Below are 26047 nucleotides of genomic sequence, written 5' to 3'. Positions count from 1 at the left end.
CACGACGCACCTGCCTCCCATCCGGACCCTACTGGAACGACGATGCTCTTCGTACGCCCCGGTCGCCTCGCCGACCTCGATGCACTGGAACATATGGCGCGCACCGCGCAGCCGGTGCTGCATTCGCTGCCGCACGACCGGCGCGCGCTTGAGGCGCGCGTCGCGCTGTCGGAAGATTCGTTTCGCACGGACGCCGATTTCCCGGGCGAGGAGTTCTATCTGTTCGTGCTCGAAGACGGTGTGACCGGCAAGTTGCACGGCACCGCGAGCATTGTCGCGGCGGCCGGCTATTCGGAGCCGTTCTACGTGTTTCGCAACGATGCGCTGATTCACGCGTCGCGCGAACTGCATGTGAACCGCAAGATTCACGCGTTGACGATGTCGCATGAGCTGACCGGCAAGAGCCGCCTCGCGGGCTTCTATATCGAGCCCGAATTGCGCGGTGCGGCGGTCGCGCACCTGCTGTCGCGCGCGCGGATGATGTACGTCGCCGCGAACCGCAAGCGCTTTACGCCGGAGGTGTTTTCGCTGCTGCTCGGCGTGACCGACGACGCGGGCGTGTCGCCGTTCTGGGAAGCGGTGGGCCGCAAGTTCTTCGGCCGCAACTTTGCCGATATCGAGGTGCAATCGGGTGGACGCAGCAGCACGTTTATCGCCGAAGTGATGCCGAGCTATCCGATCTATGTACCGCTATTGCCAGAATCCGCACAGCGCGTGCTCGGCGAACCGGATGAGCAGGCGTTGCTCGCTTACGAGATTCATCTCGAAGAAGGCTTCGAGACCGATCGCTATGTCGATATCTTCGACGCGGGTCCGGTGCTGACCGCGCAAGTCGATCGCAGCGTCTGCGTGAGACGCAGCGAGACGCGCACCGTGCGTGCAGCAAGCGACGCGGCGCACGTCGGCGCCGCGCGCGGCGCGGCCTATATGGTGGCGAGCAACCGGCCGGGCGAATTCCGCTGTGTGCTTGCCGATTTACCGCGCGAGCGCGGCGCAGGTGTGCCGCTATCGGCCGCGGCGCGCACCGCGCTCAATGTGCGTGACGGCGACGCGGTGCGCTGCGTGATGCTGCATCGCGAGCCGGACCTTGACGACAGCCACGCATCTTCGGAGGACGCACAATGATTGTCGTGCGCGTTGTGCAGACGGGGGACCTGGACGCGCTCGTCGGGCTCGCCCAGGAAACCGGCCCCGGCCTGACGTCGTTCAAGCCCGACCGCAATGCGCTCGCGGCGCGCATCGCGCGCTCGCTGCGTACGCTGGACGATCAGTCGGCACCGCACGAGCAAGGCTATCTGTTCGTGATGGAAGACAGCGCGAGCGGCGACGTGGCCGGCGTGTGCGGCATCGAAACGGCGGTCGGGCTCGATCAGCCGTTCTACAACTACCGCGTGAGCACGGTGGTGCACGCGAGCCAGGACCTCGGCATCTGGACATTGATGCGCGCGCTGAACATTTCGCACGACCTGACCGGCTATGCCGAGGTGTGCTCGCTGTTCCTGAGCCCGCGTTACCGGGCGGGCGGCGTCGGCGGGCTGTTGTCGCGCTCACGCTTCATGTTCATCGCGCAGTTTCGCGAGCGCTTCCCGCAGCGCGTCTGCGCGGAGATGCGCGGCCACTTTGATGCCGAGGGCACGTCGCCGTTCTGGCGCGCGGTCGGCTCGCATTTCTACCAGATCGATTTCAACGCGGCGGATTATCTGAGCTCGCACGGCCGCAAGTCGTTCCTGGCGGAACTGATGCCGCGTTTTCCGGTGTACGTCGAACTGCTGCCGCAGCAGGCGCAGGACTGCGTCGGCCTGACCCATAGCGACACGCTGCCCGCGCGCAAGATGCTCGAAGCGGAAGGGCTGCGGTACGAAAACCATGTCGATATCTTCGATGCGGGCCCGGTGCTCGAGTGCCATATCGAGGATCTGCGCACGGTGCGCGAGAGCGTCGTCGTGCCGGTCGAGATCGGTGTCCCGCATACGGCTTCGAACGTGCATGCGAAGGCGCCGGCCGGTGCGCCGCGCGCGCTCGTGTCGAACACGTCGCTGCACGATTTCCGCGTCGGCGTCGCGACTGGTCTCGTCGAGCAGGGGGCATTCCGGTTGTCGCCTGAGGAAGCGACGGCGCTGCGCGTGAAAGCGGGCGATCGGGTGCGCGTGATGCCCACGGCGCATGCGCCGAAACACAAACAGGGATGATCATGACCGAGCTTTTTATCGATGGCGCCTGGACGGATGGCACAGGCCCGGTATTCGCATCACGCAACCCCGGCACGAACGCGGTGGTGTGGCAAGGCAACAGCGCATCGGCGGACGATGTCGAGCGCGCGGTGAATAGCGCGCGCCGCGCGTTCGCGTGCTGGTCGGCGCTGTCATTCGAAGCGCGCTGCGCGATCGCGCGCCGCTTCGCCGCGCTACTGACCGAGCGCAAGGAGGCGCTTGCGGCGGCGATCGGCCGCGAAACCGGCAAGCCGCTGTGGGAAGCGCGTACGGAAGTCGCGTCAATGGCGGCGAAAGTCGATATCTCGATCCAGGCGTATCACGAACGCACCGGTGAAAAGCGCGCGGCGATCGCGGATGGCACCGCGGTGCTGCGGCATCGTCCGCATGGTGTGGTCGCGGTGTTCGGTCCGTATAACTTTCCGGGCCATTTGCCGAACGGGCATATCGTGCCTGCGCTGATCGCAGGTAATGCGGTTGTGTTCAAGCCGTCCGAGCTCGCCCCGGCCGTTGCGCGCGCAACGGTCGAGGTCTGGCAGGAGGCGGGCCTGCCGGCGGGCGTGCTGAATCTCGTGCAGGGCGAAAAGGACACTGGCGTTGCGCTGGCGAATCACCGGCAGATCGACGGCCTTTTCTTCACCGGCAGTTCCGATACGGGCACGCTGCTGCACAAGCAGTTCGGCGGCCGTCCGGAGATCGTGCTCGCGCTCGAAATGGGCGGCAACAATCCGCTGGTGGTGGCCGAAGTCGCCGATCTCGATGCGGCCGTTCATCACACGATCCAGTCGGCGTTCCTGTCGGCAGGGCAACGCTGCACGTGTGCACGGCGCATCCTCGTGCCGGACGATGGGTTCGGCGAGCGCTTTATTGCGCGCTTCGTCGAGGTCACGTCGCGCATCGGGGTCGGTGCGTTCGATGCCGACCCGCAACCGTATATGGGGGCCGTCATCACCGCGCGCGCGGCGGCGCGACTCGTCGATGCGCAGGCGCGCCTTGTCGATGCCGGCGCGCGCCCGCTGCTTGAAATGGAACAGCGCGATCCCGACCTGGGTTTTGTCAGTCCGGCGATTCTCGACGTGACCGGCGTGCGCAATCTGCCGGACGAGGAGCATTTCGGACCGCTCGCCCAGATCCTCCGTTACAACACCTTCGATGCCGCGATCGAGCGCGCCAACGATACGGCCTACGGGCTCTGCGCGGGCCTGCTCGCCGACGACGAAGCGCAGTGGACGCACTTCCAGCGCATGATTCGCGCCGGCATCGTCAACCGGAACCGGCCGACCAATGGCGCATCGTCGGCCGCGCCGTTCGGCGGCACGGGCCGCTCCGGCAACCACCGGCCGAGCGCGTACTATGCGGCCGACTACTGCTCGTACCCGATGGCGTCGGTCGAAAGCGAGCACCTGCAGATGCCCGCGACCGTATCGCCGGGTCTTCATTTTTAAGGATCGGACGATGCAAGCCACCGAAGCGAATTTCGACGGGCTGGTCGGCCCGACTCACAACTATGCCGGACTGTCGTTCGGCAATGTCGCCTCGCTGTCGAACGAGAAGTCCGTCGCGAATCCGAAGGCGGCCGCGAAGCAGGGGCTGCGCAAGATGAAGCAGCTCGCCGACCTCGGTTTTTGTCAGGGCGTGCTGCCGCCGCAGGAACGGCCGTCGCTGCGTCTGTTACGCGAACTGGGCTTTTCGGGCGCCGATGCGAATGTGATCGCGAAAGTCGCGAAGGAGGCGCCCGAACTACTTGCCGCGGCGAGCTCCGCGTCGGCGATGTGGACCGCGAACGCGGCGACTGTCAGCCCGTCGGCGGACACCATGGACGCGCGCGTGCATTTCACGCCGGCGAACCTGTGCAGCAAGCTGCATCGCGCGATCGAGCACGAATCGACGCGCCGCACGCTGCGTACGATCTTCGCTGACGAAAACCGTTTCGCGGTGCACGAAGCGCTGCCCGGCACACCGGCGCTCGGCGACGAAGGCGCGGCGAACCATACGCGTTTTTGCGCACAGTACGGCGCGCGTGGCGTCGAGTTCTTCGTCTACGGTCGCAGCGAATACCGGCGCGGCCCGGAGCCGAAGCGCTATCCGGCGCGGCAGACCTTCGAAGCGAGCCGCGCGGTCGCGCAACGGCACGGGCTCGCTGAAGAGACGACGGTCTACGCGCAGCAGAACCCGGACGTGATCGATGCGGGCGTGTTTCACAATGATGTGATCGCGGTCGGCAACGCGCACACGCTTTTTTGCCATCAGCTTGCGTTTGTCGAGCAACGCGCGGTGTATGACGAACTGCGCGCGAAACTCGCCGCGCGTCACGTCGCGCTCGATGTGATCGAGGTGCCGGATGCGCGGGTGAGCGTCGCCGATGCGGTCACGTCCTATCTGTTCAACAGCCAGTTGCTGATGCGCGCGGACGGCACGCAGGTTCTTGTTGTGCCGCAGGAGTGCCGCGAAAACGAACGCGTCGCGCGCTATCTCGACGATCTGGTGTCGGCATCCGGACCGATCGACGAGGTGAAGGTGTTCGACCTGCGCGAAAGCATGAAGAACGGCGGCGGCCCCGCGTGTCTGCGGCTGCGCGTCGTGCTGACCGACGCGGAGCGCGCAGCCGTTGCGCCGGGTGTCTGGATCGATGAACCGTTGTTCGATCGGCTCAATGCGTGGATCGACACGCACTATCGAGACCAGCTCGCGCCTGGCGATCTGGCGGACCCGCATCTGCTGAACGAGTCGCGCACCGCGCTCGACGAATTGACGCAGATTCTGCGTGTCGGATCGCTGTACGACTTTCAGCGCTGAACACATTGCGGGAGGTAATGATGCTCGACGACTTTCTCGCTTATACGCTGGCCGGCAACCGGCCCGATTCCGCTCAGCAGCAAGGGGTTTGCGCAAATGGCGTAGGTTGGCGCTGGCTCGATGACGGCGTGCTGCAATTCGAGCCGCCGGCGGGTGCGGGCATGAGCGTCGGTGTGACGGCGCACGCAGGGGCGGCGGCGGACCCGGACGCACCCGTGCATAGCGTGCTCGCGTCCGCCGGCGTTCATGGCGACGAAACCGCGCCGATCGAACTGCTGTCGCTGCTGGTGCGCGATATCGGCGCGGGCCGCGCGCCGCTCGCGTGCCGGCTGCTGGTCGTGCTCGGCAACGTCGCGGCGATGCGCGCCGCGAGCCGCTATATCGACGATGACCTGAACCGCCTGTTCAGCGGCCGCCATGCACAACTGCCGCGCAGCGCGGAAGCGCCGCGCGCCGCGGCGCTCGAGCGCGCGGCCGCGCAGTTCTTCGCGAACGCGCCGCAACGGCGCAGCGCGCGCTGGCACATCGACATGCATACCGCCATCCGCGCGTCGGTATTTGAGCGCTTCGCGCTGCTGCCGCACACGGGCGAACCGATGTCGCGTGCGATGTTCGAATGGCTCCGCGATGCGCAGATCGCGGCGGTGCTCGTGCATACGACAAAGGGCACAACCTGGTCGCACTTCACCGCCGAAGCCTGCGGCGCCGATGCGTGCACGCTGGAACTCGGCAAGGTGCGTCCGTTCGGGCAGAACGATCTGACGCGTTTCACGGGCGCCGATGCCGCATTGCGCCGCCTGCTTGCGGGTGAAACCCGCCGCGTGTCGATGCCGGCGACCGACGCGTCGGTTCCGCGCGTCTTTACGGTGATCGACCAGATCACGAAGCACAGCGACGCATTCGAACTGCTGGTCGACGCGAATGTGCCGAATTTCACCGCCTACGCGCAAAACACGGTACTCGCGCGCGACGGCGGTTATCGCTATACGGTCAGCCATGCGGAAGAGCGCATCGTGTTTCCGAATCCATCGGTCAAACCGGGCCTGCGCGCCGGGCTCATGGTCATCGAAACGACACAGGATGTGCTCGCGTCACTGCATTAAACGAAGTTTCGTTGTGCACGCACGATTTCGCTGTCCGCGGCACGCATGCGTGCGCTAAAATCCCCGGGCAAAGAAACCCGGCTGCCGACGCACACGTTTGCGAATGCGGCGCGAATGGCCGGGTCCACCGAATCAGCCACCAATAAGATGAGAGGTCGAAGCGCCGCACGCGCTTTGCAAAAGGGGAGCCGCATGACCACCACCGCAGTCCAGCAGGAGGGCCGGGCAAACGGCCTTTCAGGTTCCACTGAGGCTGCCTTGGGCGGCGCCACCGAAAAGGCGTTGCGCGATGTGAATTTCGCCCGCCAGCCGCTTCTGAACCGGGACGGCATGCTGTGCGGCTTCGAACTGAAAATCCAGCAGGTGGTCACGCCCCAGGCGAACCCGGACGCCGACGCATCAGGCGCGGACGCAGCGGGCACGGACGGCGGAGCGCCCGCCCACATGTCCGTTCAGGCGCGCAATAGCGCGCTGATCCGGGCGCTGATGACACCCGAAGTGCGTCTCGCGCTAACCGGTCATCCCGCTTACATCGACGTTACGCGTGAACTGCTGCTCGACGAAGTGGTGAAGACACTGCCGGCCGAGCGGTTCGTTTTCGAATTGCCGCCCGAGATCGAGGTCGACGACGAACTGATCGCGCGCATCGTCACGCTGCATGGGCGGCGTTTTCGCTTCGTGATCGATCACGTGACACAGGTCGATGAGCGTTTCGCACGTTTGCTGCCGTATGCGGAGACGGTGAAAATCGATCTGCACCGCACGCAGCCCGCGCTATTGCCGAAGCTGGCGAGCGTGCTGAAATCGGCGGGCAAGTTGCTGATTGCGGTCGGCGCCGATACGCATGAAGATTTTGAAATCGCGTTCAATCTAGGCTTCGATCGTTTCCAGGGCTACTTCTTCGCGCGCCCGCACACGGGCGAGACCGCGCGCCGGGTGAGTGCGCCGCGCCATGCGTTGCTGAATCTGCTGCAATTGCTGGCCGGCGAACCGACGGTCGCGCAACTCGAAGCCGAACTGAAGCTGAATCCGGTTTTGGTGATGCACCTGATGCGGCTTGCCAACGCAAGCGGCCTCGCGTTGGGCTTGCGCGTGACGACGCTGCGCGATGCGATCAACGCCACCGGCACCGACAAGATCGCGCGCTGGACGCAACTGCTGCTGTACGCGGATGGACGCAAGGTCGCACTCGAAGACGATCCGCTGTTGCAGCTGGCGGCGACGCGCGCACGCTTTATGGAACTTGCGGTCGCGCGCCTGCGCGACGCGGGGCGCGACGAAACCGACGCGGCGTTTCTGACCGGTGTTTTCTCGTTCGTCGACGCGGTGTTCGGCGGTTCGCTCGAAACCACACTGAATGTGCTGATGCTGTCGCGGCCAATTCGTGACGCGATCGCCCACCACGAAGGCACGCTCGGCACGCTGCTTACGCTGATCGAAGCACTGGAGCGCGGCGCGTGGGACGTGGCCGACCACGCATGCCAATCGCTCGCGCCATTGACGAGGGCCGAAGCCGCTGAACTGGCGCTGACCGCGGCCGCGTGGGCCGGCATCGCCGAACGCAGTGCGGAAGCGGAAGGGCTCGAGCGGATCGAGGACTGAGGCCGCATGCCCGGTCGCGGTCGCGGTGCCTGCCTGGCAGCCGCGACTGACGTTGTTCGGTAACTTCGGTGAGTCAGGCCGTGATGAACCATCGGGCCGCGACGTCGCGCGACCCAACTAGCTTACTGATCGCTCCGATCCGTATCGTATTGCTCCCTTTATAAACGGCATTATGATGTCGCCCGTTCGCTCGAACATAGGAATTATCGTTCGGGACAATACTGCTTTTAATCTCCAAAGCTGCGCGACTTCATGCATATGTTTGGAATTATCATTGTTCCAGTGTCTGCTGATCTGGTACTTTCGTTCGATGGGCATTTTAAGACTGGACATTCGTTGGGTTTCGCCAATAATCAAAAATACGAACCTCGGAGTGAGGCGCGTATCATGTTTCAATACTTCCAGAGGTTCGAAAACTGACTGAAGGTTAGTTTGCGTAAACCACGCATCAATAATACGTTAAGGAGATCGTTATGAGTCTCAATGCAGCGGAAGTTACCATTCCAGATGCAAATCTCGATAAGGTTCTGCATGATGCGCTGGGTATACCATCCGGAACTCCTTTGACAGATGAGAATCTCTCATCGATAACTGAACTCTCCGCGAGCGATTGTGGAATCTCTGATTTGACTGGTATTAATTATTGCGTCAATATGGGGAATGCGAATCTCTCTAATAATTTTCTGCAAATCCTGACGCCACTTCAATCTCTATCTTTACTGCAAACTCTGCGGGTGGATGGAAATAACCTCACTTCGCTCGATTCACTTTCAGATTCTGAAGTGATCGATTTGACAGTACATAATAATCCTCTCAATGACGAGGGAATGCGGAATCTGAATTTTCCGAATCTGACGTCGCTGGATGCGACATCTTGTTCACTACTGACAAACACCGATTTCGTCCAAGGAATGCCAAAGCTTACCGAGCTGGATTTATCGTATGACACGAGCCTCAAAGACATAAGTGCTCTTGCGACACTTCCGGGCTTGTTGTCCTTGACCATGCGTGAACTCACTGACACACCATGCGATTTCACACCGTTGTCCCAGCTAGTCCATCTAACGCATCTGGACATGTCGGATTCCTGGATCTCAAATTCGTCCGATCTAGCTGGTCTTTCCGCGCTGCAAATTCTGTATGTACCCGGTTGCGGTGTCTCTGATCTGAATTTTGTGGCTGGCATGACCAACCTGACCACTCTGATCGCGGAAAGAAACAATATAGCCGAATTGAGTCCGCTGTCCGGTTTGTCAAAGCTTACGGCGCTCACTGTGAATCAGAACGCAATTACGTCATTGGACGGCCTGCAAAATCTTCCATTAAAAACGCTGAACGTAGCGAATAATTATCTTGCCGACATCGAGGAACTCAAGAAAATTATTAATGCATGCTCATATGTGGATTATAGCGATAACTTCTACTACGGATATCCGAAACAAAACGCGTTCAAGTCCGTTGATCCAATATCTATGATGGTGAGTGAGAATATTGTCCAGCAATTTCAGGTGTTGTATTCGGAGGATGGCGCGAACTACAAGGAACAATCTGATACTCACTCCATCGCGTATGGCGGCCCGGTACTCGAATGCAGCAACAAGTCCGTGGCCAGCGCAGTCTTGAATTCTTCGGACGACGATAACTGGTCGATGGACTATGAAATCTACGGAGTCGCTGTCGGCACTACGACGCTCTCGCCCCACTATCGACCGTACGCGTGGATCGATGCATTGCTACCGTTTACGAACGGCACCACAACTTGCCAGGTAAAGGTCACTGCCAATTGAACAAAACTGGTCGATACCGAGGTGTTGCCGCCCGCGCCGGGCCGGCGCCGAGATCATCGTCAGGTTAGCGACTGGTGACACACAGGGTGCGCTCCGCACCGACGCGCATGAGACATCGTCGCGCTGTGGTTTCAGTGATTCAACAGATAAAAAATATCGGTTTTTATCGGCATATCGATGATCCAATGCCGGCTTCTTGATGCATCCGTGGAACGCAACCGATTATCCATGTTTGATATCCTGAAACCGCATGTGTATCTTTTATGATGATCTCGATCATCCTGTCAACGCCCGAAATGCATAGGCTGACTTCTCTGAATATTTTGTGCCGCAACGACGGCCTGATGTTTCTTTCGTTTTTCTTGCGGTATCTGTTTCAAATTTTTTTCAAGTACGCAATTTAACATATTTCGTTGCGAAGATTTTAAACGTGGATATTTGATGGTATCTCAGCTATAGATTGAAACATTGAGATTCTCAAAGCGGCGCGTCCTGGAATGTTTCGATACGTCGGAGAACCCGATCCCTGATCGAGGGGTGTGCCGAACACGAAGGAGGTTGTATGAGCGACACTACCACTGTAGTTGACATTCCCGATGCCAATTTGAACATCGCCTTACATGGTGCGCTTGACATACCTTTGCGCACACCATTGACAGATGACGACCTTTCAAAATTGACCGTATTGAACGCGGCAGAGCGCGGAATTAGCGATCTCACGGGAATAAATTATTGCGTCAATCTGGTCAAGGCAGATCTTTCGCTCAATCCGATCAAGACGCTCGAGCCGCTAACACCGCTCGCGAAGCTTGCGTGGCTTTCAATACAAGGGTGTAATGCGGCGTCGGGTGCACTTGATATGACTCCGCTCCAATCACTCGCGGCGCTGCGTTACCTTAACGTTGCGGAAGACTACTTAAGTACGATTGATCCGATTCCACAACTTGTGAACCTGGAATCTTTGATCCTCGATGGCAATGCGCTTGTGCCGGATGAAATGAAGAAGCTCGTTTTCCCGAATCTGATTCATCTTGACGTCGCGGATGGCCAGTTCACGGACCTGTCGTTCGTTAGCGGCATGCCAAAGCTGCGGCACCTTGGTGTTCCATATTGCTATCGTGTCTCGGACATTAGCGCCCTTACTACACTTCCGGATTTGCGCGAACTGAATATGGGATACATGACGTTGGTGTCTGATTTTTCGCCGCTGGCCAAAATGACATCCCTGCGTTCATTGAACGTTCAGAATTGTCGTATTGCCGATAAATCGTTGCTCGGCGGATTGACTAATCTTGAAATTCTGAATATTAATGAAATCAGAGCCTTTAACCTTGAATTTGTTTCAGGGCTGGTTAATTTACGTGAATTGTATTTGCAACAGAACCACGTCCGTGATTTAAGCCCGCTTGCGAATCTCGCAAAATTGGCCATACTCGGCGTGGTCAAGAATGAGGTGTCGGATCTGACGCCGTTAGCTGGCCTGCAGACGCTGATCGATATCGACGCCGAGGCAAATGCGATCACGACATTGGCAGGCATGGAAAATTGCCCACTGCAAAGCCTGAATGTTTCCAATAACTATCTCACTGACATGGCTGAGATAACACAATTGACGGCGAAGGGGGTGTCGCTAGCGTACTTTGGGAATTTCCTGTTGGGAGTGCCGTCACAACATGCGTTGGCCGGTGTGAAGCCAGTTTCCATGGAAGTGGGTGGAACCACTCAGAGAATGATCGAGGTACTGTCGACATCGGACGGAAAGACGTATGGCAGGCCGTCTGATCAACAGAACCCGAGCGCCTTTGGCTATACGCAAACAGAATGCGAGGACAAATCGGTCGCGCGTGCAGTGTTGAGGAAAGTTGATGTTTCGACCTGGACGATGCTGTACGACATCAATGGACTGTCCGCCGGGGATACGGTGATCTCGGTGCATTATCGACCTTCAGAGTCGATCGACGTATTGCTGCCGTTCACAGATGGCACAACGAGTTGCGCGGTGCACGTTGGCTAACGCGCGTCGATGCTCGGGCAGGCCTTCGCGGTTTGTCGGAGCAATGTGAACCGAAGCGCGGCCCCGGGAAGCTGCGCTTCGAGACGCCGTTTGATCAGCCGGATACCTGTCAAAGCATCTCCAGCTCACCCACCGGCGCGTGCGCAAAAAAACGCCGCAATTCCCTCGATAGCTCGTTCAACGCCGCCATTTCCTGTTGCGTAATGCGGCGCAACTCTTCGGTGTGCGTCCAGTCGCCATACAGCAGCGCGACGGTCGATTGATTGTCGAGCATCACCGGCAGCAGCACAAACGACCGCGCATCGCCAAACGAACGCTTATACCAGTCGGGCAGGCGCGCGACCATCTTCGGGTCGCGTGCGTTCTCGATGAAAATCCCGACCGAGTTCGCGATGGCCAGATGGAACACATCGGGCTGAAATGCGCTCGCGAACGAAAGCTGCGGCATCACTGCGTCGACCTTCGGCCCGAAGCCCATGCGCGCCTTGAACGTCCCGCTGTTTTGGCGCACGAACACAACCGTGCGGTCAAAGCCCAAGCCGGCGAGCACGGTTTCCGATGCGAGCGTCAGCGCCGGCGCAAGCGCATTGTCCGACGGTAGCGCGCGTAGATCTTCGACGCCCGCGCGAATCCGTTCCTCGGGCACGAGCGATTCGCGCGCGATCGCATCGGCGCTCGCCCGCAGCTCGTTGATCTCGCGCATCACGCCGTCGCCGGCTTCCTCGCGGGCGAGCGAAATGCTCATCTCGATCAGCACGTCCGGGTCGGTGTTCAGCGGCCGGCTGTAGCGTTGTGCAAGCTCCGCGATGCGCGCGTCGCGTACCGCGACCGGCAGGTCGGCCGCGGTCAGCAGGTTTGCGACGTCGGTCGAGAAGTTGGTTACCGCGCGCATCCATTGCGCCTGGCGCGACTCGTCGTCGCGGGCCGGCTCGTACGCGGTCATGCCGGTGCGAATGATTTCCGGCAGCCGCCAGCGCACCGCGGCTTCGATGCCGATCTCTTCATAGGAGACGCCGAGCACGCTCACGCACGCATCCTTCTCGGCAATGCCCGCGTCGAGCTGGCGGCGAATCTGGTCCCATTCGGTGTCCAGATAGAACACCACGAGCAGCTTGCCGACCTGGCGCATCAGCGTGCAGACCACCGCCTCTTCGCCGGCGCGCAAATCGCCGCGTTCGGTCAGCTTGCGCGCGACGCAGCCCGACAGCATCGTGCGGTTCAGCTCGAGCTTCGCATCGATGCGGCGCGGCACGCTGTGATGGAAGTGATCGACGATCTGCAGGCCGACCACCAGATGGCCGACCGCGTCCATGCCAAGCACCATCAGCGCGCGCGAGACCGTCGTGATGTTGCCGCCGAACGCCATGTACATCGCCGAGTTCGCAAGGCGCAGCACCTTGTGCGTCAACGCGAAGTCGGAGAGCACGACCTGCACGAGCGACGTGAAGTCGAGCTCGTCGTTTTTGACGGCGGCCATCGTCGTGCGCAGCGATTGCGACAGCATCGGAAAATCGCCGCGTTCGCTCATCTTGCCCCAGAGCCTGTCGAGCAGCGCCGCCTTTAACATGTGAATCCCGCAAAAACCATACGTGTTCCAGTGAATAGCCGGCCGCGCACATCGTGCCGGCCGCCGGTGCCCAAGTGCGCCGTGCGCGTCACGCCTCGTCGTGCAGGTAAAGCGCGCGCGACTCGAAACGCTGCGCAAGTTCTTCGGACGGCAACGCCTTGCAGACGAGCCAACCTTGAATGTGATCGCATCCCATCTGGGTCAGCAATGCACGCTGCGCTTCCGTTTCGACGCCTTCCGCAACCAGTTCGAGATCGAGTGTCTGCGCGAGTCCGACCACCGCGCTGACAATTGCCTGATCGTTGCGGGAGGTTAGCAGATTCTCGACAAAGCTCCTGTCGATTTTCAGCTTCGCGAGCGGGAAACGTTGCAGATACGCGAGACTCGAGTAGCCGGTGCCGAAGTCGTCTACCGCAAAACGAATTCCGATGGCAGTTAATTCCGCAAGCAGCGCCGTTGCATGCGCGGGATCGTGCATCAGCAAGGTTTCAGTGATTTCGAACACGAGGCGGCGCGGATCGATGCCGGTCAGAGCGATCGCTTCGCGTACGTTGTCGGTGAAGCGCGGGTCGCGAAACTGCTGCGGCGACACGTTGACGGCCACGTATTGCAGCTTGATGCCTTGCTCGTCCCACTGGATCAACTGCATGCACGCCGCTTTCAGCACCCAGTTGCCGAGGTAATTGATCAGGCCGACCGACTCCGCGAGCGGGATGAACATCGACGGCGGCACGAGGCCATGCAGCGGATGATGCCAGCGGATCAGCGCTTCGACGCCGACCACCCCGCGCGACTGGCTGCTCGTGATCGGCTGGAAATGCAGCGAGAACTCGCCGTTGCGCACACCGTCGTACAGGTCCGATTCGAGTTTCAGGCGCTCGGCGTCAGCCGGACTGTCGTCGGGCACGTAGAACGCGAGCGTGTTGCCGCCCGCGGCCTTCGCGCGCAACAGCGCGTGGTCGGCCCAGCGCAACAGCTGGCTGTCGCGCGAGGTCGCGTCGTTCGAGTGCTGCACGTCCGGATAGAGCGCGATGCCGATGCTGGCCGACAGATGCACCGGCTGGCGATTGTACGAGTACGGCTGCTGGATTGCCGTCAACAGGCGCCGCGCCAGCGCTTCAGCGGCGATCGCGGCGTCGGTGCGCGACGCGGCGGGCGGCAGCAGGATCGCGAACTCGTCGCTCGCGACACGCGCCACCACTTCGCCTTGCGTCGTCATGTTCGACAGGCGCTTCGCGGTGTCGCGCAGCATTTCGTCACCGGCGTCGTAGCCGAGCGCCCGATTGACGCGCTGATAGTCGTCGAGGTCGAGCAGCAGCAGCGCGGCGGGCGTGCCGTTCGCGTCGGCTTGCAGTTGCGCTTCGCGCAGCGCATCGACGAGTGCCGGCACGTTGGCGATGCCGGTCAGGTGGTCGGTGTGCAGCGCGCGCTTGAGGCTGGCTTCATTCGCGCGCCACGCGGACACGTCGAAGCCGGCGATCGCATAGCCCTCGATGCCGTCGTGGTTGTTGCGCACGACGCGCAATTCGACGGCGATCGGGTAGGTCAGCGACTTGACGAGATCGAGCGATACCTTCTCGACCGTGCCGCTCGCTTCCGCGCGGGTCAGCACTGCTTCGAGGCGGGCCGCGTCGGCGGGCGCGACGAGGTCGTGCAGCGTGACGGTTTCCAGGTACTCGCGGTGGTAGCCGATAAAGCGCAGGCTCGCGTCGGTCACGTACAGGAAGCGCAAATCCCTGTCGACATGCGCGAGGAAGTCGACGGCGCCCACGGTCTGCTCGAGACCGAGGGCCGCCACGCCGGCGCCGGCCGCTTGCGCCTGCGCGCCGCGTGGGGCGCGGCCCGCGCGCAGACGCTCGAGCGCCGTGCGCAGCCAGCCCCGTCGAGGTGCGGTAATCCTGTTCGCTTCCATGTGAGTTGCTGAAAATCCTGTTTCGTCGCACGCGGGCGAGTCCGCGTGTCGGTTACCGCATCCAGCCGGGAGATGGGAAGACGTCCATCAGAGCACCATAACGGCTGACGCGGCAAAATCTTTAGCGTAGGCTCAAAAAAATCATCCCGGCGGCATGATTTGCCGCACCTGTGCGTGCACCTGTACCTGCCGCGGTATCGCGCCTGTGCCCGCGCTTGTGCCCGCGCTTGTGCCGCGCCCGTGCCGCTTTTCCTCCACGATTGCCGCCCTGGCCATCTCGCGCGTTTGCCTATTTTGCGAGGCTCGCTGCACTGCACCGAGGGTTTCACTAAAGTCCCGCGCCCGATGTTCCGTTAAACCGGATGTTCGTGAGGCGGTTCGGTTTTGGTACGATGCGCGGCGGTCGGTGGGACCGTTTCCATCACTGGCCTGCACGATCGCTGCTTTTTGAACCCACGCCGCCACGAATCATGTCAGAACCGTTCGACGATAGAGATCACCGAGGGACCGATAGAGGCGCCCATACCGGCCCCGACAGGGCGACCGCCCGGCTCGGGCCGACGCCCGCGCCGTCGCCGTATGCCGGCGTTGCGTCGGACGGGATGACCCATGGCGGGCCGGCCGGCTCGCGAGGCGCTCAGCAGTTTGTCTACCTCGGCCGCCAGCCGATTCTCGACCGCAGCGGCGCGCTCAATGCGTACGAGTTGCTGTTTCGCGACAGTGCGCATAACCATGCGCGCGTGTCGGACGATGCGCAGGCGACCGCGCAGGTCGTGGCGCGCACGATCGGCGCGATTGGCGTGCCGGCGGTGCTGGGCCAGCATCGCGGCTATATCAACATCGGCCGGCGGCTGCTGTTCGACGACATCGTGCATCTGATGTCGCCGCAGCGCTTCGTGCTGGAGATTCTCGAGACGGTCACCGTCGATGCGCGGCTGCTCGCGCGGCTGGCCGAATTGCGGCGAGCCGGTTTCCGGATCGCGCTCGATGACGTGTGGGAGCTGTCCGAAAGCCTGTATGCAATGCTGCCGTACGCCGACATCGTCAAGGTCGATTTTCTGCTGGCCGAGCGCAGTTCGCTCAAGACGCTCACCGCGACGCTGCGCGGCCATGGCAAAACGCTGATCGCCGAAAAGGTCGAAACGCGAGAGGACTTTCTGCAGGCACGCGATCTCGGCTTCGATCTGTTCCAGGGCTACTTCTTCGCGCGGCCGCAGGTGCTGGCGGCGCACCGCAGCCGCTCATCGAGCGCCGCGCTGTTGCGGTTGCTCGCGCTGCTGTCGCGCGATGCGGGGCTCTTCGAGCTCGAGGCGGAGTTAAAGCGCCATCCGAATGTGGTTGTGCAGCTGCTGCGCCTTGTCAATTCGAGCGCATTCGGCCTTGGCCGCCACATCGCCTCGCTGCGCGAGGCGATTATCGCGACCGGCACGCGGCAGATCGCGCGCTGGGCGCAACTGCTGCTGTATGCGGGCGGCGGCGAACTGCCGTGGAGTTCCGATCCGCTCGTGCAGCTGGCGGGCACGCGTTCGCGCTTTATGGAACTGGCCGCGCGCCTGTTGCGCCCCGGCGACGAGGAATTCGCCGATGCGGCGTTCATGACCGGTATCTTTTCGCTCGTGCATGTGGTGGTCGATTCGACGCCTGCGAAGGCGCTCGACAAGCTCGGGCTATCGCCGCTGATCCGCAACGCGATTGTCGAGCGCGACGGCGAGATGGGCGCGCTGCTGCGCGTGGCCGAAGCGGCCGGGCAGGGCGCCGAAACCGAGGCGATCCTGCGGACGGAGACATTCGAGCATTTCTCGGTGTTGACGCCCGCGGTGCTCGCGGAACTGAATCTGTCATCCGCCGCGTGGTTCGGTGCGCATGCGGGTGGCAACTGAGTGTCAGTCGGCTGGTCGCCGCGGTGGGATGCCCGGCTGCGGGACGTACGGATACCGCGCAAACTGTGCTCCAATAGCGAGTGGACGTGCATCGCGGCGAAGGGCGGTTGCCTCACGGTTAGTTCGTGCTTGCCTGGCGGATAACGCGTCGGGTTCGAGCGGCGCGTGAACGTCGCCGGGTCGAGCCTGGCACCCGACCCGGCACCCAACCCGGAGCCCGAAGCTGCGCCCAAAGCGGGCGCCAGCGTCGACGGCCGCCCGCCGAACGAACCTGGAGGAACGCAGATGAAACGAACCCTGAAGCAAGCCTTCGCGGCCGCTGGCGTGTGCGCCGGGCTGTCGCTTTATGCGCTGACGGCCGGTGCGACGCTCAAGCCCGGCGACCCCGCGCCCGACTTCACCGCGCAAGCGTCGCTCGGCGGCAAGACCTACACCTACACGCTTTCCGACGCACTGAAGAAGGGGCCGGTGGTGCTGTATTTCTATCCGGCCGCCTTCACGAAAGGCTGCACGATCGAGGCACACGAGTTTGCCGACGCCGTCGACGAATACAAGAAGTACGGCGCGACGGTGATCGGCGTGTCGCATGACAACATCGAGACGTTGACCCAATTCTCGGTCAGCGAGTGCCGCAGCAAATTCCCGGTCGCGGCCGACGCCGATGCAAAAGTGATCGGCGAATACGACGCGGGTCTGCCGATGCATAACTCGATGGCGAACCGCGTGTCGTATGTGATCGCGCCGGATGGCAAGATCATCTATGAATACACAAGCATGTCGCCGGACAAGCATGTCGAGAACACGATGCAGGCGGTGAAGGAGTGGGCGGCGACGCATAAGTCGCCATGACGTGTGCCGGCGCGGCCGCATGCGGCCGCGCATCCCTTGTGTCGACCTTCATCCTGACGGAGTTGCGATGCCGATCTTTGTCGCCCTGTTCATCCTGATTGCGTTGATCTACGGCTCGGTGCGCGCGTACGACGCACTTGCCGCGCAGTTCGGCACTGGCATTGCGATGGGCGCCGCGGTGCTGGCCGCGGTGGTCGTGCTGGCCGCACTCGCGTACTGGTGGCGGCGGCGCCGCGAGATCGCGCCGAATATTCATGACGGCGACTGGACCCATGAACTGAAGCGTCCGTGGGGCTCGGTGCGCCTGTCCGCGGGCAAATGCCTGTGCAGCGTTCAACTCGACGGCGCGAAGGGCGACTATATTTTTGGCGACCTGCGCCGTGCACAGGCCGAAAGCGACGGCCATGGCTGGCGCGTCGGGCTCGAGGTCAAGGATGCGGCACAGCCGCTCTGGCAGTTGCCGATGGACAGCGAACGGCAGGCGCACCAGTGGCAGCGCATTTTGACGCTCGCGATTGCGCAGAAGCTTTAGGCGGGCGGCGCGGCGTCAGGCCGGGCGTGTAGTCGACTGACGCGCTTCGTTTTCAAACGCACCCGCGGCGTGCCGTGCGCGTTACTCGGTCGCGCCCGCCGGCCGGCTCGCGCCGCCGCGCCGATTCTCCGCCCAGACGCGCAGGCGGTCCATGTAGAGATAAACGACCGGCGTCGTATAGAGCGTCAGCATCTGGCTGACGATCAGCCCGCCGACGATCGCAAGGCCAAGCGGCGCGCGCAATTCCGCACCGTCGCCGCGGCCGAATGCGAGCGGCAGCGCGCCGAGCATCGCCGCGAAGGTGGTCATCATGATCGGCCGGAAGCGCAGCAGGCACGCCTGTTCGATCGCGTCGCGCGACGACAGCCCGCGCGTGCGCGACGCGTCGATCGCGAAGTCGACCATCATGATTGCGTTCTTCTTCACGATGCCGATCAGCAGAATCACCGCGATCAGCGCGATGATGCTGAATTCGGTGTTGAACAGCAGCAGCGCGAGCAGCGCGCCGACGCCTGCGGACGGCAGCGTCGACAGAATAGTCAGCGGGTGGATATAGCTCTCGTACAGGATGCCGAGCACGATATAGACGGCCGCGAGCGCGGCGAGAATCAGGATCGGCTGATCGTCGAGCGACTGCTGGAACGCCTGCGCGGTGCCCTGGAAGCTGCCGTGAATCGTCCCGGGTACGCCAAGCTGCGCCATTGTCTCGTCGATCGCGGCGGTCGCATCCGACAGCGACCGGCCAGGCGGCAGGTTGAACGAAATCGTCGACGCGACGAATTGCCCCTGGTGGTTCACCGCGAGCGGCGTATTGCCCGGCCCGAACGCGGCGATGGACGACAGCGGAATCATCGTTTCCTTCGAGGTCGACACGGCGGCGCCGGTCGATGCGCTCGACTTGCCGCTCGCCGCGATCGAGTTGTTCGCCAGATTGCGCGCGGCATCGGCGGCGATCGCGGCGGCGGTCGAGGTGCCTGATGTGGTAACTGAGGTGGCACCTGAGGTGGCACCTGAGGTGGCACCCGGGGTGCTGCCTGCCGCGTTGCCCGATGAATTGGTCATCGTCACGGTGCCGGCGGTCGCATTGGTCGATTGCGAGCCGCTCGCGGTGCCGCCGGTCGTGCTGACCCATACCTCATTGAGCATCTCCGGGCTCTGCCAGTATTTCGGCGCGACTTCCATCACGACGTGATACTGGTTCAGCGGGTTGTAGATCGTCGACACCTGGCGCTGGCCGAATGCGTCGTACAGCGTGTTGTCGATTTGTGAAGGCGTGATATTGAGGCGCGCGGCCGTCGCGCGATCGATCATCACGAACGCCTCGAGGCCGCTTTCCTGCTGGTCCGAATTCACGTCCGCGAGTTCCGGGCGCGCCTGCAGCGCCGCGGTGATGCGCGGCGTCCATTTATACAGATCGGGCGTCGAATCGGCGAGCAGCGTGTACTGATACTGCGCGTTCGATTGGCGGCCGCCGACACGGATGTCCTGTACCGCCTGCAGGAACGTGCGCGCGCCGGCGACGTGCGACAGCGGCCCGCGCAGCTGCTGGATCACCTGGTCGGCGGACAGCCTGCGGCCGGGCTTCGGCTTGAGCGATACGTACATGAAGCCCGCATTGGTCTGCCGGCCGCCGGTGAAGCCGACCACGGTGTCGACCTCCGGATTCGATTGCACGATATGCATCATCTCGGAGAATTTGACCTTCATCGCCTGAAACGACGTGCTCTGGTCCGCCTGGATGCCGCCGACCAGCCGGCCGGTGTCCTGCTGAGGGAAAAAACCCTTCGGCACGATGATGTACATCCAGATGTTCAGGCCGACGGTCGCGAACAGGATCAGCAGGATCAGCCGCGGATGGCGCAGCGACCAGCCGAGCGTGTGCCGGTAGCCGTCCTGCATCCGCTTGAAGCCGCCCTCGAGCCAACGCGAGAAGCGGCCGTCTTTCTTCTTGTGATGCGCGTCGAGCAGGAGGCGCGAGCACATCATCGGCGTCAACGTGAGCGACACGACGAGCGATACCGCGATCGCCAGCGACAACGTGAGCGCGAACTCGCGGAACAGCCGGCCGACGATGCCGCCCATCAGCAGGATCGGTAGAAACACCGCCACCAGCGAAATGCTGATCGACATCACGGTGAAGCCGACCTCGCGCGCACCCAGGATGGCCGCTTGCATCCGCGGCACGCCATTCTCGATATGCCGCTCGATGTTTTCGAGCACGACGATCGCGTCGTCGACGACGAAGCCGGTCGCGATCGTGAGCGCCATCAGCGACAGATTGTCGATCGAGAAACCCATCAGGTACATCGCCGCGAACGTGCCGATGATCGAGATCGGCACGGCGACGCTCGGAATCAGCGTGGCGCGCCAGTTGCGCAGGAACAGGAACACGACCATCACGACCAGCGCGACCGCGATCATCAGCGTGTGCTCGGTGTCGAGCAGCGACGCGCGGATCGTCGTCGAGCGGTCGGCGGCGGGCACCACCTGCACGTCGCGCGGCAGCGACGCGACGAGTTGCGGCAGGGTTTCCTTGATGCGGTCGACCGTATCGATGATATTCGCGCCCGGCTGCCGGTAGATGATCACGAGCACCGCGCGCGTGCCGTTCGACAAGCCGAGGTTGCGCAGGTCTTCGACCGAATCGACGATTTCGCCGACGTCGGACAGATGCACCGCGGCGCCATTGCGGTAGGCAATCACCAGATCCTTATATTGCGACGCCTTGCTCGCCTGGTCGTTGGTGTACAACTGCACGTGGTTGTCGCCGAACTCGATCGAGCCCTTCGGACTGTTCGCGTTCGCAGAGGCGAGCGCCGCGCGCACGTCCTCGAGGCCGATGCCGTAGTGGAACAGCGCGTGCGGTTCCAGTTCGACGCGCACCGCGGGGTTTGCCGAGCCGCTCACGTCGACTTCGCCGACGCCGTCGATCTGCGACAGCGACTGCTGCAGCACGGTCGCAGCGGAGTCGTATAGCTGGCCGGGCTGCAGCGTTTTCGACGACACGGACAGAATCAGGATCGGCGCGTCGGACGGATTGACCTTGTGATACGTCGGGTTTTGCCGCAGGCTCGCCGGCAGGTCCGCGCGCGCCGCGTTGATTGCCGCCTGCACGTCGCGCGCCGCGCCGTCGATATCGCGGTTGAGCGCGAACTGCATCGTGATGCGCGTCATCCCGACCGAACTCGACGACGTCATTTCGGTCACGTCCGAAATCGCGCCCAGGTGCCGCTCGAGCGGACTCGCGACGCTGGTCGCGACGGTTTCCGGACTCGCGCCCGGCAAGGTGGCCTGCACCGAGATGGTCGGATAGTCGACCTGCGGCAGTGGCGCGACCGGCAACTTCGTGAACGCGAACAGACCCGCGAGCGCGATGCCGATCGACAGCAGCGTGGTGGCGACCGGGCGCGCGATAAACGGACGCGACAGATTCATCGGTCAGCTCCCGGCGTCGGCGGCGGGCGGCGCCGGTTGGCGCGCAAAGCGCGTGCGCAGACGGCGCGCGAGCGAATCGAAGCCGAGATAGATGACCGGGGTTGTGAACAGCGTGAGCAGCTGGCTGACGACGAGGCCGCCCGCAATCGCGATACCGAGCGGGCGGCGCAATTCAGAGCCCGCGCCGCTGCCGAGCATCAGCGGCAGTGCGCCGAGCAGCGCCGCCATCGTCGTCATCAGGATGGGTCTGAAGCGCAGCAGGCACGCCTGGTAGATCGCCTCGCGCGGCGACTTGCCGTGCTCGCGTTCCGCTTCGAGAGCGAAGTCGATCATCATGATCGCGTTCTTCTTCACGATACCGATCAGCAGCACGATACCGATGATGCCGATGATGTCGAGATCGTGCCCGGTGACCAGCAGCGCGAGCAGCGCGCCGACGCCGGCCGATGGCAGCGTCGACAGGATGGTCACCGGATGCACGAAGCTTTCGTACAGCACGCCTAGCACGATGTACATCGTGACGATCGCCGCGAGAATCAGGAACAGCTCGTTGGACAGCGATGCCTGGAATGCGAGCGCCGCGCCCTGAAAGCGCGTCTGGAACGACGCGGGCAGCCCGATGTCTTTCTCCGCCCGCTGGATCGCGTTGACCGCGGCGCCGAGCGACGCGCCCGGCGCCAGATTGAACGACACGGTGGTGGCGGGGAACTGGCTCAGGTGCGTGACGAGCAGCGGCGCCGGGAGCTCGTGGAATTTCGCGATCGCCGACAGCGGCACCTGGCCGCCGGCCGCGGTCGACGAGGGCAGATAGATCGAATTGAGCGCGTCCGTGTAGCGCTGCAGCGCCGGCTTCGCTTCGAGAATCACGCGGTACTGGTTCGACTGCGTGAAGATCGTCGATATGATGCGCTGGCCGAACGCGTCGTAGAGCGCGTTGTCGACGGTCGCGGGCGTAATGCCGTAGCGCGCCGCGGTCGGCCGGTCGATCTCGACGAACACCGACTGGCCATTGCTCTGCAGATCGGTTGCGACGTCGACGATATCCGGCACCTGCTGCAGGCGCTCGACGAGCTTCGGCACCCAGGTCTGGAATTCGTTGATATTCGGGTCGGTGAGCATGAACTGGTACTGCGTCGGACTCACCGTCGAATCGATCGTCAGGTCCTGCACCGGCTGCATGTAGAGCGTGGCGCCGGGGATGTGCGCGGTCGCGCGCTGCAACTGGCGGATCACGTCGCTCGCGGTATCGTCGCGGTCGTCGCGCGGCTTCAGATTGATCAGCATCCGGCCGCTGTTCAGCGTGATGTTGGTGCCGTCGACGCCGATAAACGACGTCAGGCTTTCGACATTCGGGTTTTTCAGCACCTCGGCGGCCAATGCCTGCTGGCGCTCGGCCATCGACTGATACGACACCGACTGCGGCGCCTGGGTGATGGCCTGGATCACGCCGGTGTCCTGCACCGGGAAGAAGCCTTTCGGCACGTAGATATACAGCAGCACGGTCAGCACCAGCGTGAGCACCGCGACGACGAGCGTGGACGCCTGACGGTCGAGCACCCAGCGCAACGCGACCGCGTAGCGGTCGATCACGTAGTCGATGAACGCATGCGCGCGGGCTTCGAAGCGGTGGCTTTCCTTCGGCGGCGTGTGACGCAACAGCTTCGCGCACATCATCGGCACCAGCGTGAGCGATACCACCGCCGAGATCACGATGGTCACCGCGAGCGTGATCGCGAACTCGTGAAAGAGGCGCCCGACCACGTCGCCCATGAACAGCAGCGGAATCAGCACCGCGATCAGCGACACCGTCAGCGAGATGATCGTGAAGCCGATCTGTTTCGAACCCTTGAGCGCCGCTTCGAGCGCGGAATCGCCTTCTTCGACGTAGCGCGCGATATTCTCGATCATCACGATCGCATCGTCGACGACAAAACCGGTTGCGATGGTAAGCGCCATCAGCGATAAGTTGTCGAGCGAAAAACCGCACAGGTACATCACCGCGAGCGTGCCGATCAGCGACAGCGGCACCGACAGGCTCGGGATGATCGTCGCGTACACATTCGCGAGGAACAGGTACATCACCAGCACCACCAGCACGACCGACATCAGCAGCTCGAACTGCACGTCGCGGACCGACGCGCGGATGGTCGTCGTGCGGTCCGTGACCATCCGCACGTCGAGCGCGGCGGGCAGCGATTGCTGCAGTGTCGGCAGCAGCTTCTTGATGTTGTCGACCACCTGGATCACGTTCGCGCCGGGCTGGCGCTGCACGTTCAGGATGATCGCGGGCGTGCCGTCGACCCATGCGCCGAGCTTGGTGTTTTCCGCGCCGGGAATGATTTTCGCGACGTCGGTCAGCATCACCGGCCGGCCGTTCTTGTAGGCGACGACCGCATCCTGGTATGCGGCGGCGTCGGTCAGCTGGTCGTTCGAGTTGATCGTGTACGCGCGCGACGGACCATCGAAGCTGCCCTTCGGCGTATTGACGTTCAGGTTCGAAATGGTCGTGCGCAGGTCATCCAGATTCAGGCCGTACGACGCGAGCGCGAGCGGGTTCGCCTGAATGCGCACCGCCGGCCGCTGGCCGCCCGACAGGCTGACGAGACCGACGCCGCCGACCTGCGAGATCTTCTGCGCGAGACGCGTGTCGGCGATGTCCTGGACTTCTGTCAGCGGCAGGGTCTTCGATGTGATCGCGAGCGTCAGGATCGGTGCGTCGGCCGGGTTGACCTTCGCGTAGATCGGCGGCGCGGGCAGGTCGGACGGCAGCAGGTTGCCGGCCGCGTTGATCGCCGCCTGCACTTCCTGCTCCGCGATATCGAGTGACAGGTCGAGGTTGAACTGCAGCGTGATGACCGATGAGCCCGCCGAGCTTTGCGACGACATCTGGTTCAACGATGGCATCTGCCCGAACTGCCGCTCGAGCGGCGCGGTGACCGACGAGGTCATCACGTCGGGGCTCGCGCCCGGGTAGAAGGTCTGCACCTGGATGGTCGGGTAATCGACTTCGGGCAGCGCGGACAACGGCAGGAAGCGCAGCGCGACAAGGCCGACCAGCATGATCGCGGCCATCAGCAACGCGGTGCCGACGGGACGCAGGATAAAGGCGCGGGATGGATTCATGCGAGAGGGCGGGTCCTTGCAGCGGGCCTATTGTTGCGACGACGCTTCCGACGCGTGGCGATGACGGTGGGTGTGCGCGCCGGACGCGCCGGAGGCCCCAGCGGCCCACGTCGCGCCGCGTGCGCCTGACGCGGCGGATGCGCCCGATGCGCCGGCCGGACGCTCGGCCGGGATCGTGATCTGCGCGCCGTCTTTCAGGCGGTCCGACCCATCGATGACGACCCGCTCGCCGACCTGCAGCCCCGACTGGATGCTGGTGCGTTCGCCGTCGACCGGCCCTGCCTTGACCGTGCGCACGGTGACTGTGTTGTCCGGCTGCACGACGTAAACGAACTGGCCGATCGATCCGTTCAGCACCGCGGAGGTCGGCACGATCGTCGCGTTGTGGATCACGTCGACGAGCAGCCGAGCGTTCACGAACTGATTCGGGAACAACATGTTGTCGGCGTTCGGGAAGCTCGCGCGCAGCTTGACGGTGCCGGTGGTCGTATCGATCTGGTTGTCGAGCGTGTCGAGGTAGCCGGATTCGAGCGACGTCGAATTCGTGCGGTCGTACGCGGTGACCGACATCCTGCTGTTGTTGCGATACTGCTTCAGGATGGCGGGCAGATTGTCTTCGGAGGTCGTGAAGATCACGCTGATCGGTTGCAACTGCGTGATGACGACAATGCCGTTCGCGTCGCCCGGCGTGACATAGTTGCCGGCGTCGACCTGGCGCAGGCCGACGCGGCCCGCGACCGGCGCGGTGATGCGCGCGTAGGTCAGATCGAGCTTGAACGTGTCGATATTCGCCTGATCGGACTTGACCTGCCCTTCGTATTGCTGGACGAGCGATGCCTGCGTGTCGACCTGCTGGCTGGCGATCGAGTCCTGCGCGAGCAGCGTCTGGTAGCGCTTCAGGTCGAGGCGGGCGGTTTGCAGCAGCGCCATGTCTTTCGCGAGCGTGCCTTGCGCGTTGGCGAGCGAGATCTGATACGGGCGCGGATCGATCTGCGCGAGCACCTCGTCTTTTTTCACCATCTGGCCTTCCTGGAACGCGACGGTCTGCAATGTGCCGGCGAGCTGCGTGCGCACCGTGACGTTCGCCAGCGGCGTGACCGTGCCGAGCGCGCTGATCACGATTGGCATGTCGCCTTGCGTGACGGACGCGACCTTGACGGGCTGCGGCTGGTTCGCGAACGCGCCGCGCCGGCCGCTGCCCATGCGGCTCGCGCGAGCGCCGCTCGCGCCCGCCGCG

General features: G+C 63.0%; 16 protein-coding genes. 11 read left to right on the top strand and 5 right to left on the bottom strand.

Translation table 11 applies throughout. The features are described 5' to 3' along the window. Positions 1-42: 42 nt before the first annotated feature. The 8 genes from aruF to HV796_RS27875 all read left to right on the top strand — a co-directional run bounded on the left by aruF (position 43) and on the right by HV796_RS27875 (position 11512). Positions 43-1125, top strand: a complete 1083-nt coding sequence (gene aruF / locus HV796_RS27910; protein WP_175229803.1) for an arginine/ornithine succinyltransferase subunit alpha — start codon at positions 43-45, stop codon at positions 1123-1125. Further along, on the top strand, positions 1122-2189 hold the full coding sequence (astA, locus tag HV796_RS27905) for an arginine N-succinyltransferase (RefSeq protein ID WP_175229801.1): 1068 nt from the start codon (positions 1122-1124) through the stop codon (positions 2187-2189). Before aruF ends, astA begins: the two co-directional genes overlap by 4 nt. 2 nt (positions 2190-2191) lie before the next feature. Next, entirely contained in the window at positions 2192-3655 is a 1464-nt protein-coding gene (gene astD, locus HV796_RS27900; protein ID WP_175229799.1) for a succinylglutamate-semialdehyde dehydrogenase, read from the top strand. 10 nt (positions 3656-3665) lie between these two features. Next, entirely contained in the window at positions 3666-5006 is a 1341-nt protein-coding gene (gene astB / locus HV796_RS27895; protein ID WP_175229797.1) for an N-succinylarginine dihydrolase, read from the top strand. A 20-nt stretch (positions 5007-5026) separates the two neighbouring features. After that, positions 5027-6109, top strand: a complete 1083-nt coding sequence (gene astE / locus HV796_RS27890; protein ID WP_175229795.1) for a succinylglutamate desuccinylase — start codon at positions 5027-5029, stop codon at positions 6107-6109. 192 nt (positions 6110-6301) lie between these two features. Next, complete coding sequence (locus HV796_RS27885; protein WP_175229793.1) at positions 6302-7711, top strand: EAL and HDOD domain-containing protein; 1410 nt, start codon at positions 6302-6304, stop codon at positions 7709-7711. Between the two features lie 473 nt (positions 7712-8184). Continuing rightward, on the top strand, positions 8185-9498 hold the full coding sequence (locus HV796_RS27880) for a leucine-rich repeat domain-containing protein (RefSeq protein ID WP_175229791.1): 1314 nt from the start codon (positions 8185-8187) through the stop codon (positions 9496-9498). A gap of 562 nt (positions 9499-10060) precedes the next feature. Then, on the top strand, positions 10061-11512 hold the full coding sequence (locus HV796_RS27875; RefSeq protein ID WP_175229789.1) for a leucine-rich repeat domain-containing protein: 1452 nt from the start codon (positions 10061-10063) through the stop codon (positions 11510-11512). A 109-nt stretch (positions 11513-11621) separates the two neighbouring features. Here the strand turns inward: HV796_RS27875 and HV796_RS27870 are convergent, their stop codons facing one another. After that, complete coding sequence (locus HV796_RS27870) at positions 11622-13079, bottom strand: HDOD domain-containing protein (protein WP_175229787.1); 1458 nt, start codon at positions 13077-13079, stop codon at positions 11622-11624. 88 nt (positions 13080-13167) lie between these two features. Continuing rightward, positions 13168-14991 carry a putative bifunctional diguanylate cyclase/phosphodiesterase gene (locus HV796_RS27865; protein WP_175229785.1) on the bottom strand — a complete coding sequence of 608 codons (1824 nt, stop codon included), beginning with the start codon at positions 14989-14991 and terminating at the stop codon, positions 13168-13170. A gap of 602 nt (positions 14992-15593) precedes the next feature. Between HV796_RS27865 and HV796_RS27860 the strand changes: the two genes are divergently transcribed. The 3 genes from HV796_RS27860 (at position 15594) to HV796_RS27850 (ending at position 18252) form a co-directional block, all read left to right on the top strand. After that, entirely contained in the window at positions 15594-16871 is a 1278-nt protein-coding gene (locus HV796_RS27860; RefSeq protein ID WP_246356082.1) for an EAL and HDOD domain-containing protein, read from the top strand. A 285-nt stretch (positions 16872-17156) separates the two neighbouring features. Continuing rightward, complete coding sequence (locus HV796_RS27855; protein WP_175229781.1) at positions 17157-17720, top strand: peroxiredoxin; 564 nt, start codon at positions 17157-17159, stop codon at positions 17718-17720. Between the two features lie 67 nt (positions 17721-17787). Further along, on the top strand, positions 17788-18252 hold the full coding sequence (locus HV796_RS27850) for a hypothetical protein (RefSeq protein WP_175229779.1): 465 nt from the start codon (positions 17788-17790) through the stop codon (positions 18250-18252). An 81-nt stretch (positions 18253-18333) separates the two neighbouring features. Here HV796_RS27850 and HV796_RS27845 read toward each other — a convergent pair whose 3' ends face one another. From HV796_RS27845 to HV796_RS27835, 3 genes are all read right to left on the bottom strand, one after another. Next, positions 18334-21687, bottom strand: coding sequence for an efflux RND transporter permease subunit (locus tag HV796_RS27845; RefSeq protein ID WP_175229777.1), 3354 nt, complete (start codon positions 21685-21687; stop codon positions 18334-18336). A 3-nt stretch (positions 21688-21690) separates the two neighbouring features. Then, complete coding sequence (locus HV796_RS27840) at positions 21691-24810, bottom strand: MdtB/MuxB family multidrug efflux RND transporter permease subunit (protein ID WP_175229775.1); 3120 nt, start codon at positions 24808-24810, stop codon at positions 21691-21693. A 27-nt stretch (positions 24811-24837) separates the two neighbouring features. Continuing rightward, the coding region (locus HV796_RS27835; RefSeq protein ID WP_175229773.1) for an MdtA/MuxA family multidrug efflux RND transporter periplasmic adaptor subunit at positions 24838-26047 on the bottom strand (1210 nt) is incomplete at its 5' end.

It is taken from the genome of Paraburkholderia humisilvae, assembly GCF_902859855.1.
Taxonomy (GTDB): domain Bacteria; phylum Pseudomonadota; class Gammaproteobacteria; order Burkholderiales; family Burkholderiaceae; genus Paraburkholderia; species Paraburkholderia humisilvae.
Note: the sequence above shows the minus strand (reverse complement) of the source record. Positions and strands in the feature narration are given on the sequence as shown.

Excerpts from the sequence above, each read along its gene's own strand:
- astE (WP_175229795.1), top strand. The coding sequence starts at position 5,027 with ATGCTCGACGACTTTCTCGCTTATACGCTGGCCGGCAACCGGCCCGAT.
- astA (WP_175229801.1), top strand. The coding sequence starts at position 1,122 with ATGATTGTCGTGCGCGTTGTGCAGACGGGGGACCTGGACGCGCTCGTC.
- aruF (WP_175229803.1), top strand. The coding sequence starts at position 43 with ATGCTCTTCGTACGCCCCGGTCGCCTCGCCGACCTCGATGCACTGGAA.
- astD (WP_175229799.1), top strand. The coding sequence starts at position 2,192 with ATGACCGAGCTTTTTATCGATGGCGCCTGGACGGATGGCACAGGCCCG.
- HV796_RS27855 (WP_175229781.1), top strand. The coding sequence starts at position 17,157 with ATGAAACGAACCCTGAAGCAAGCCTTCGCGGCCGCTGGCGTGTGCGCC.
- HV796_RS27865 (WP_175229785.1), bottom strand. The coding sequence starts at position 14,991 with ATGGAAGCGAACAGGATTACCGCACCTCGACGGGGCTGGCTGCGCACG.
- HV796_RS27860 (WP_246356082.1), top strand. The coding sequence starts at position 15,594 with ATGACCCATGGCGGGCCGGCCGGCTCGCGAGGCGCTCAGCAGTTTGTC.
- HV796_RS27880 (WP_175229791.1), top strand. The coding sequence starts at position 8,185 with ATGAGTCTCAATGCAGCGGAAGTTACCATTCCAGATGCAAATCTCGAT.
- astB (WP_175229797.1), top strand. The coding sequence starts at position 3,666 with ATGCAAGCCACCGAAGCGAATTTCGACGGGCTGGTCGGCCCGACTCAC.
- HV796_RS27840 (WP_175229775.1), bottom strand. The coding sequence starts at position 24,810 with ATGAATCCATCCCGCGCCTTTATCCTGCGTCCCGTCGGCACCGCGTTG.
- HV796_RS27845 (WP_175229777.1), bottom strand. The coding sequence starts at position 21,687 with ATGAATCTGTCGCGTCCGTTTATCGCGCGCCCGGTCGCCACCACGCTG.
- HV796_RS27870 (WP_175229787.1), bottom strand. The coding sequence starts at position 13,079 with ATGTTAAAGGCGGCGCTGCTCGACAGGCTCTGGGGCAAGATGAGCGAA.
- HV796_RS27885 (WP_175229793.1), top strand. The coding sequence starts at position 6,302 with ATGACCACCACCGCAGTCCAGCAGGAGGGCCGGGCAAACGGCCTTTCA.
- HV796_RS27850 (WP_175229779.1), top strand. The coding sequence starts at position 17,788 with ATGCCGATCTTTGTCGCCCTGTTCATCCTGATTGCGTTGATCTACGGC.
- HV796_RS27875 (WP_175229789.1), top strand. The coding sequence starts at position 10,061 with ATGAGCGACACTACCACTGTAGTTGACATTCCCGATGCCAATTTGAAC.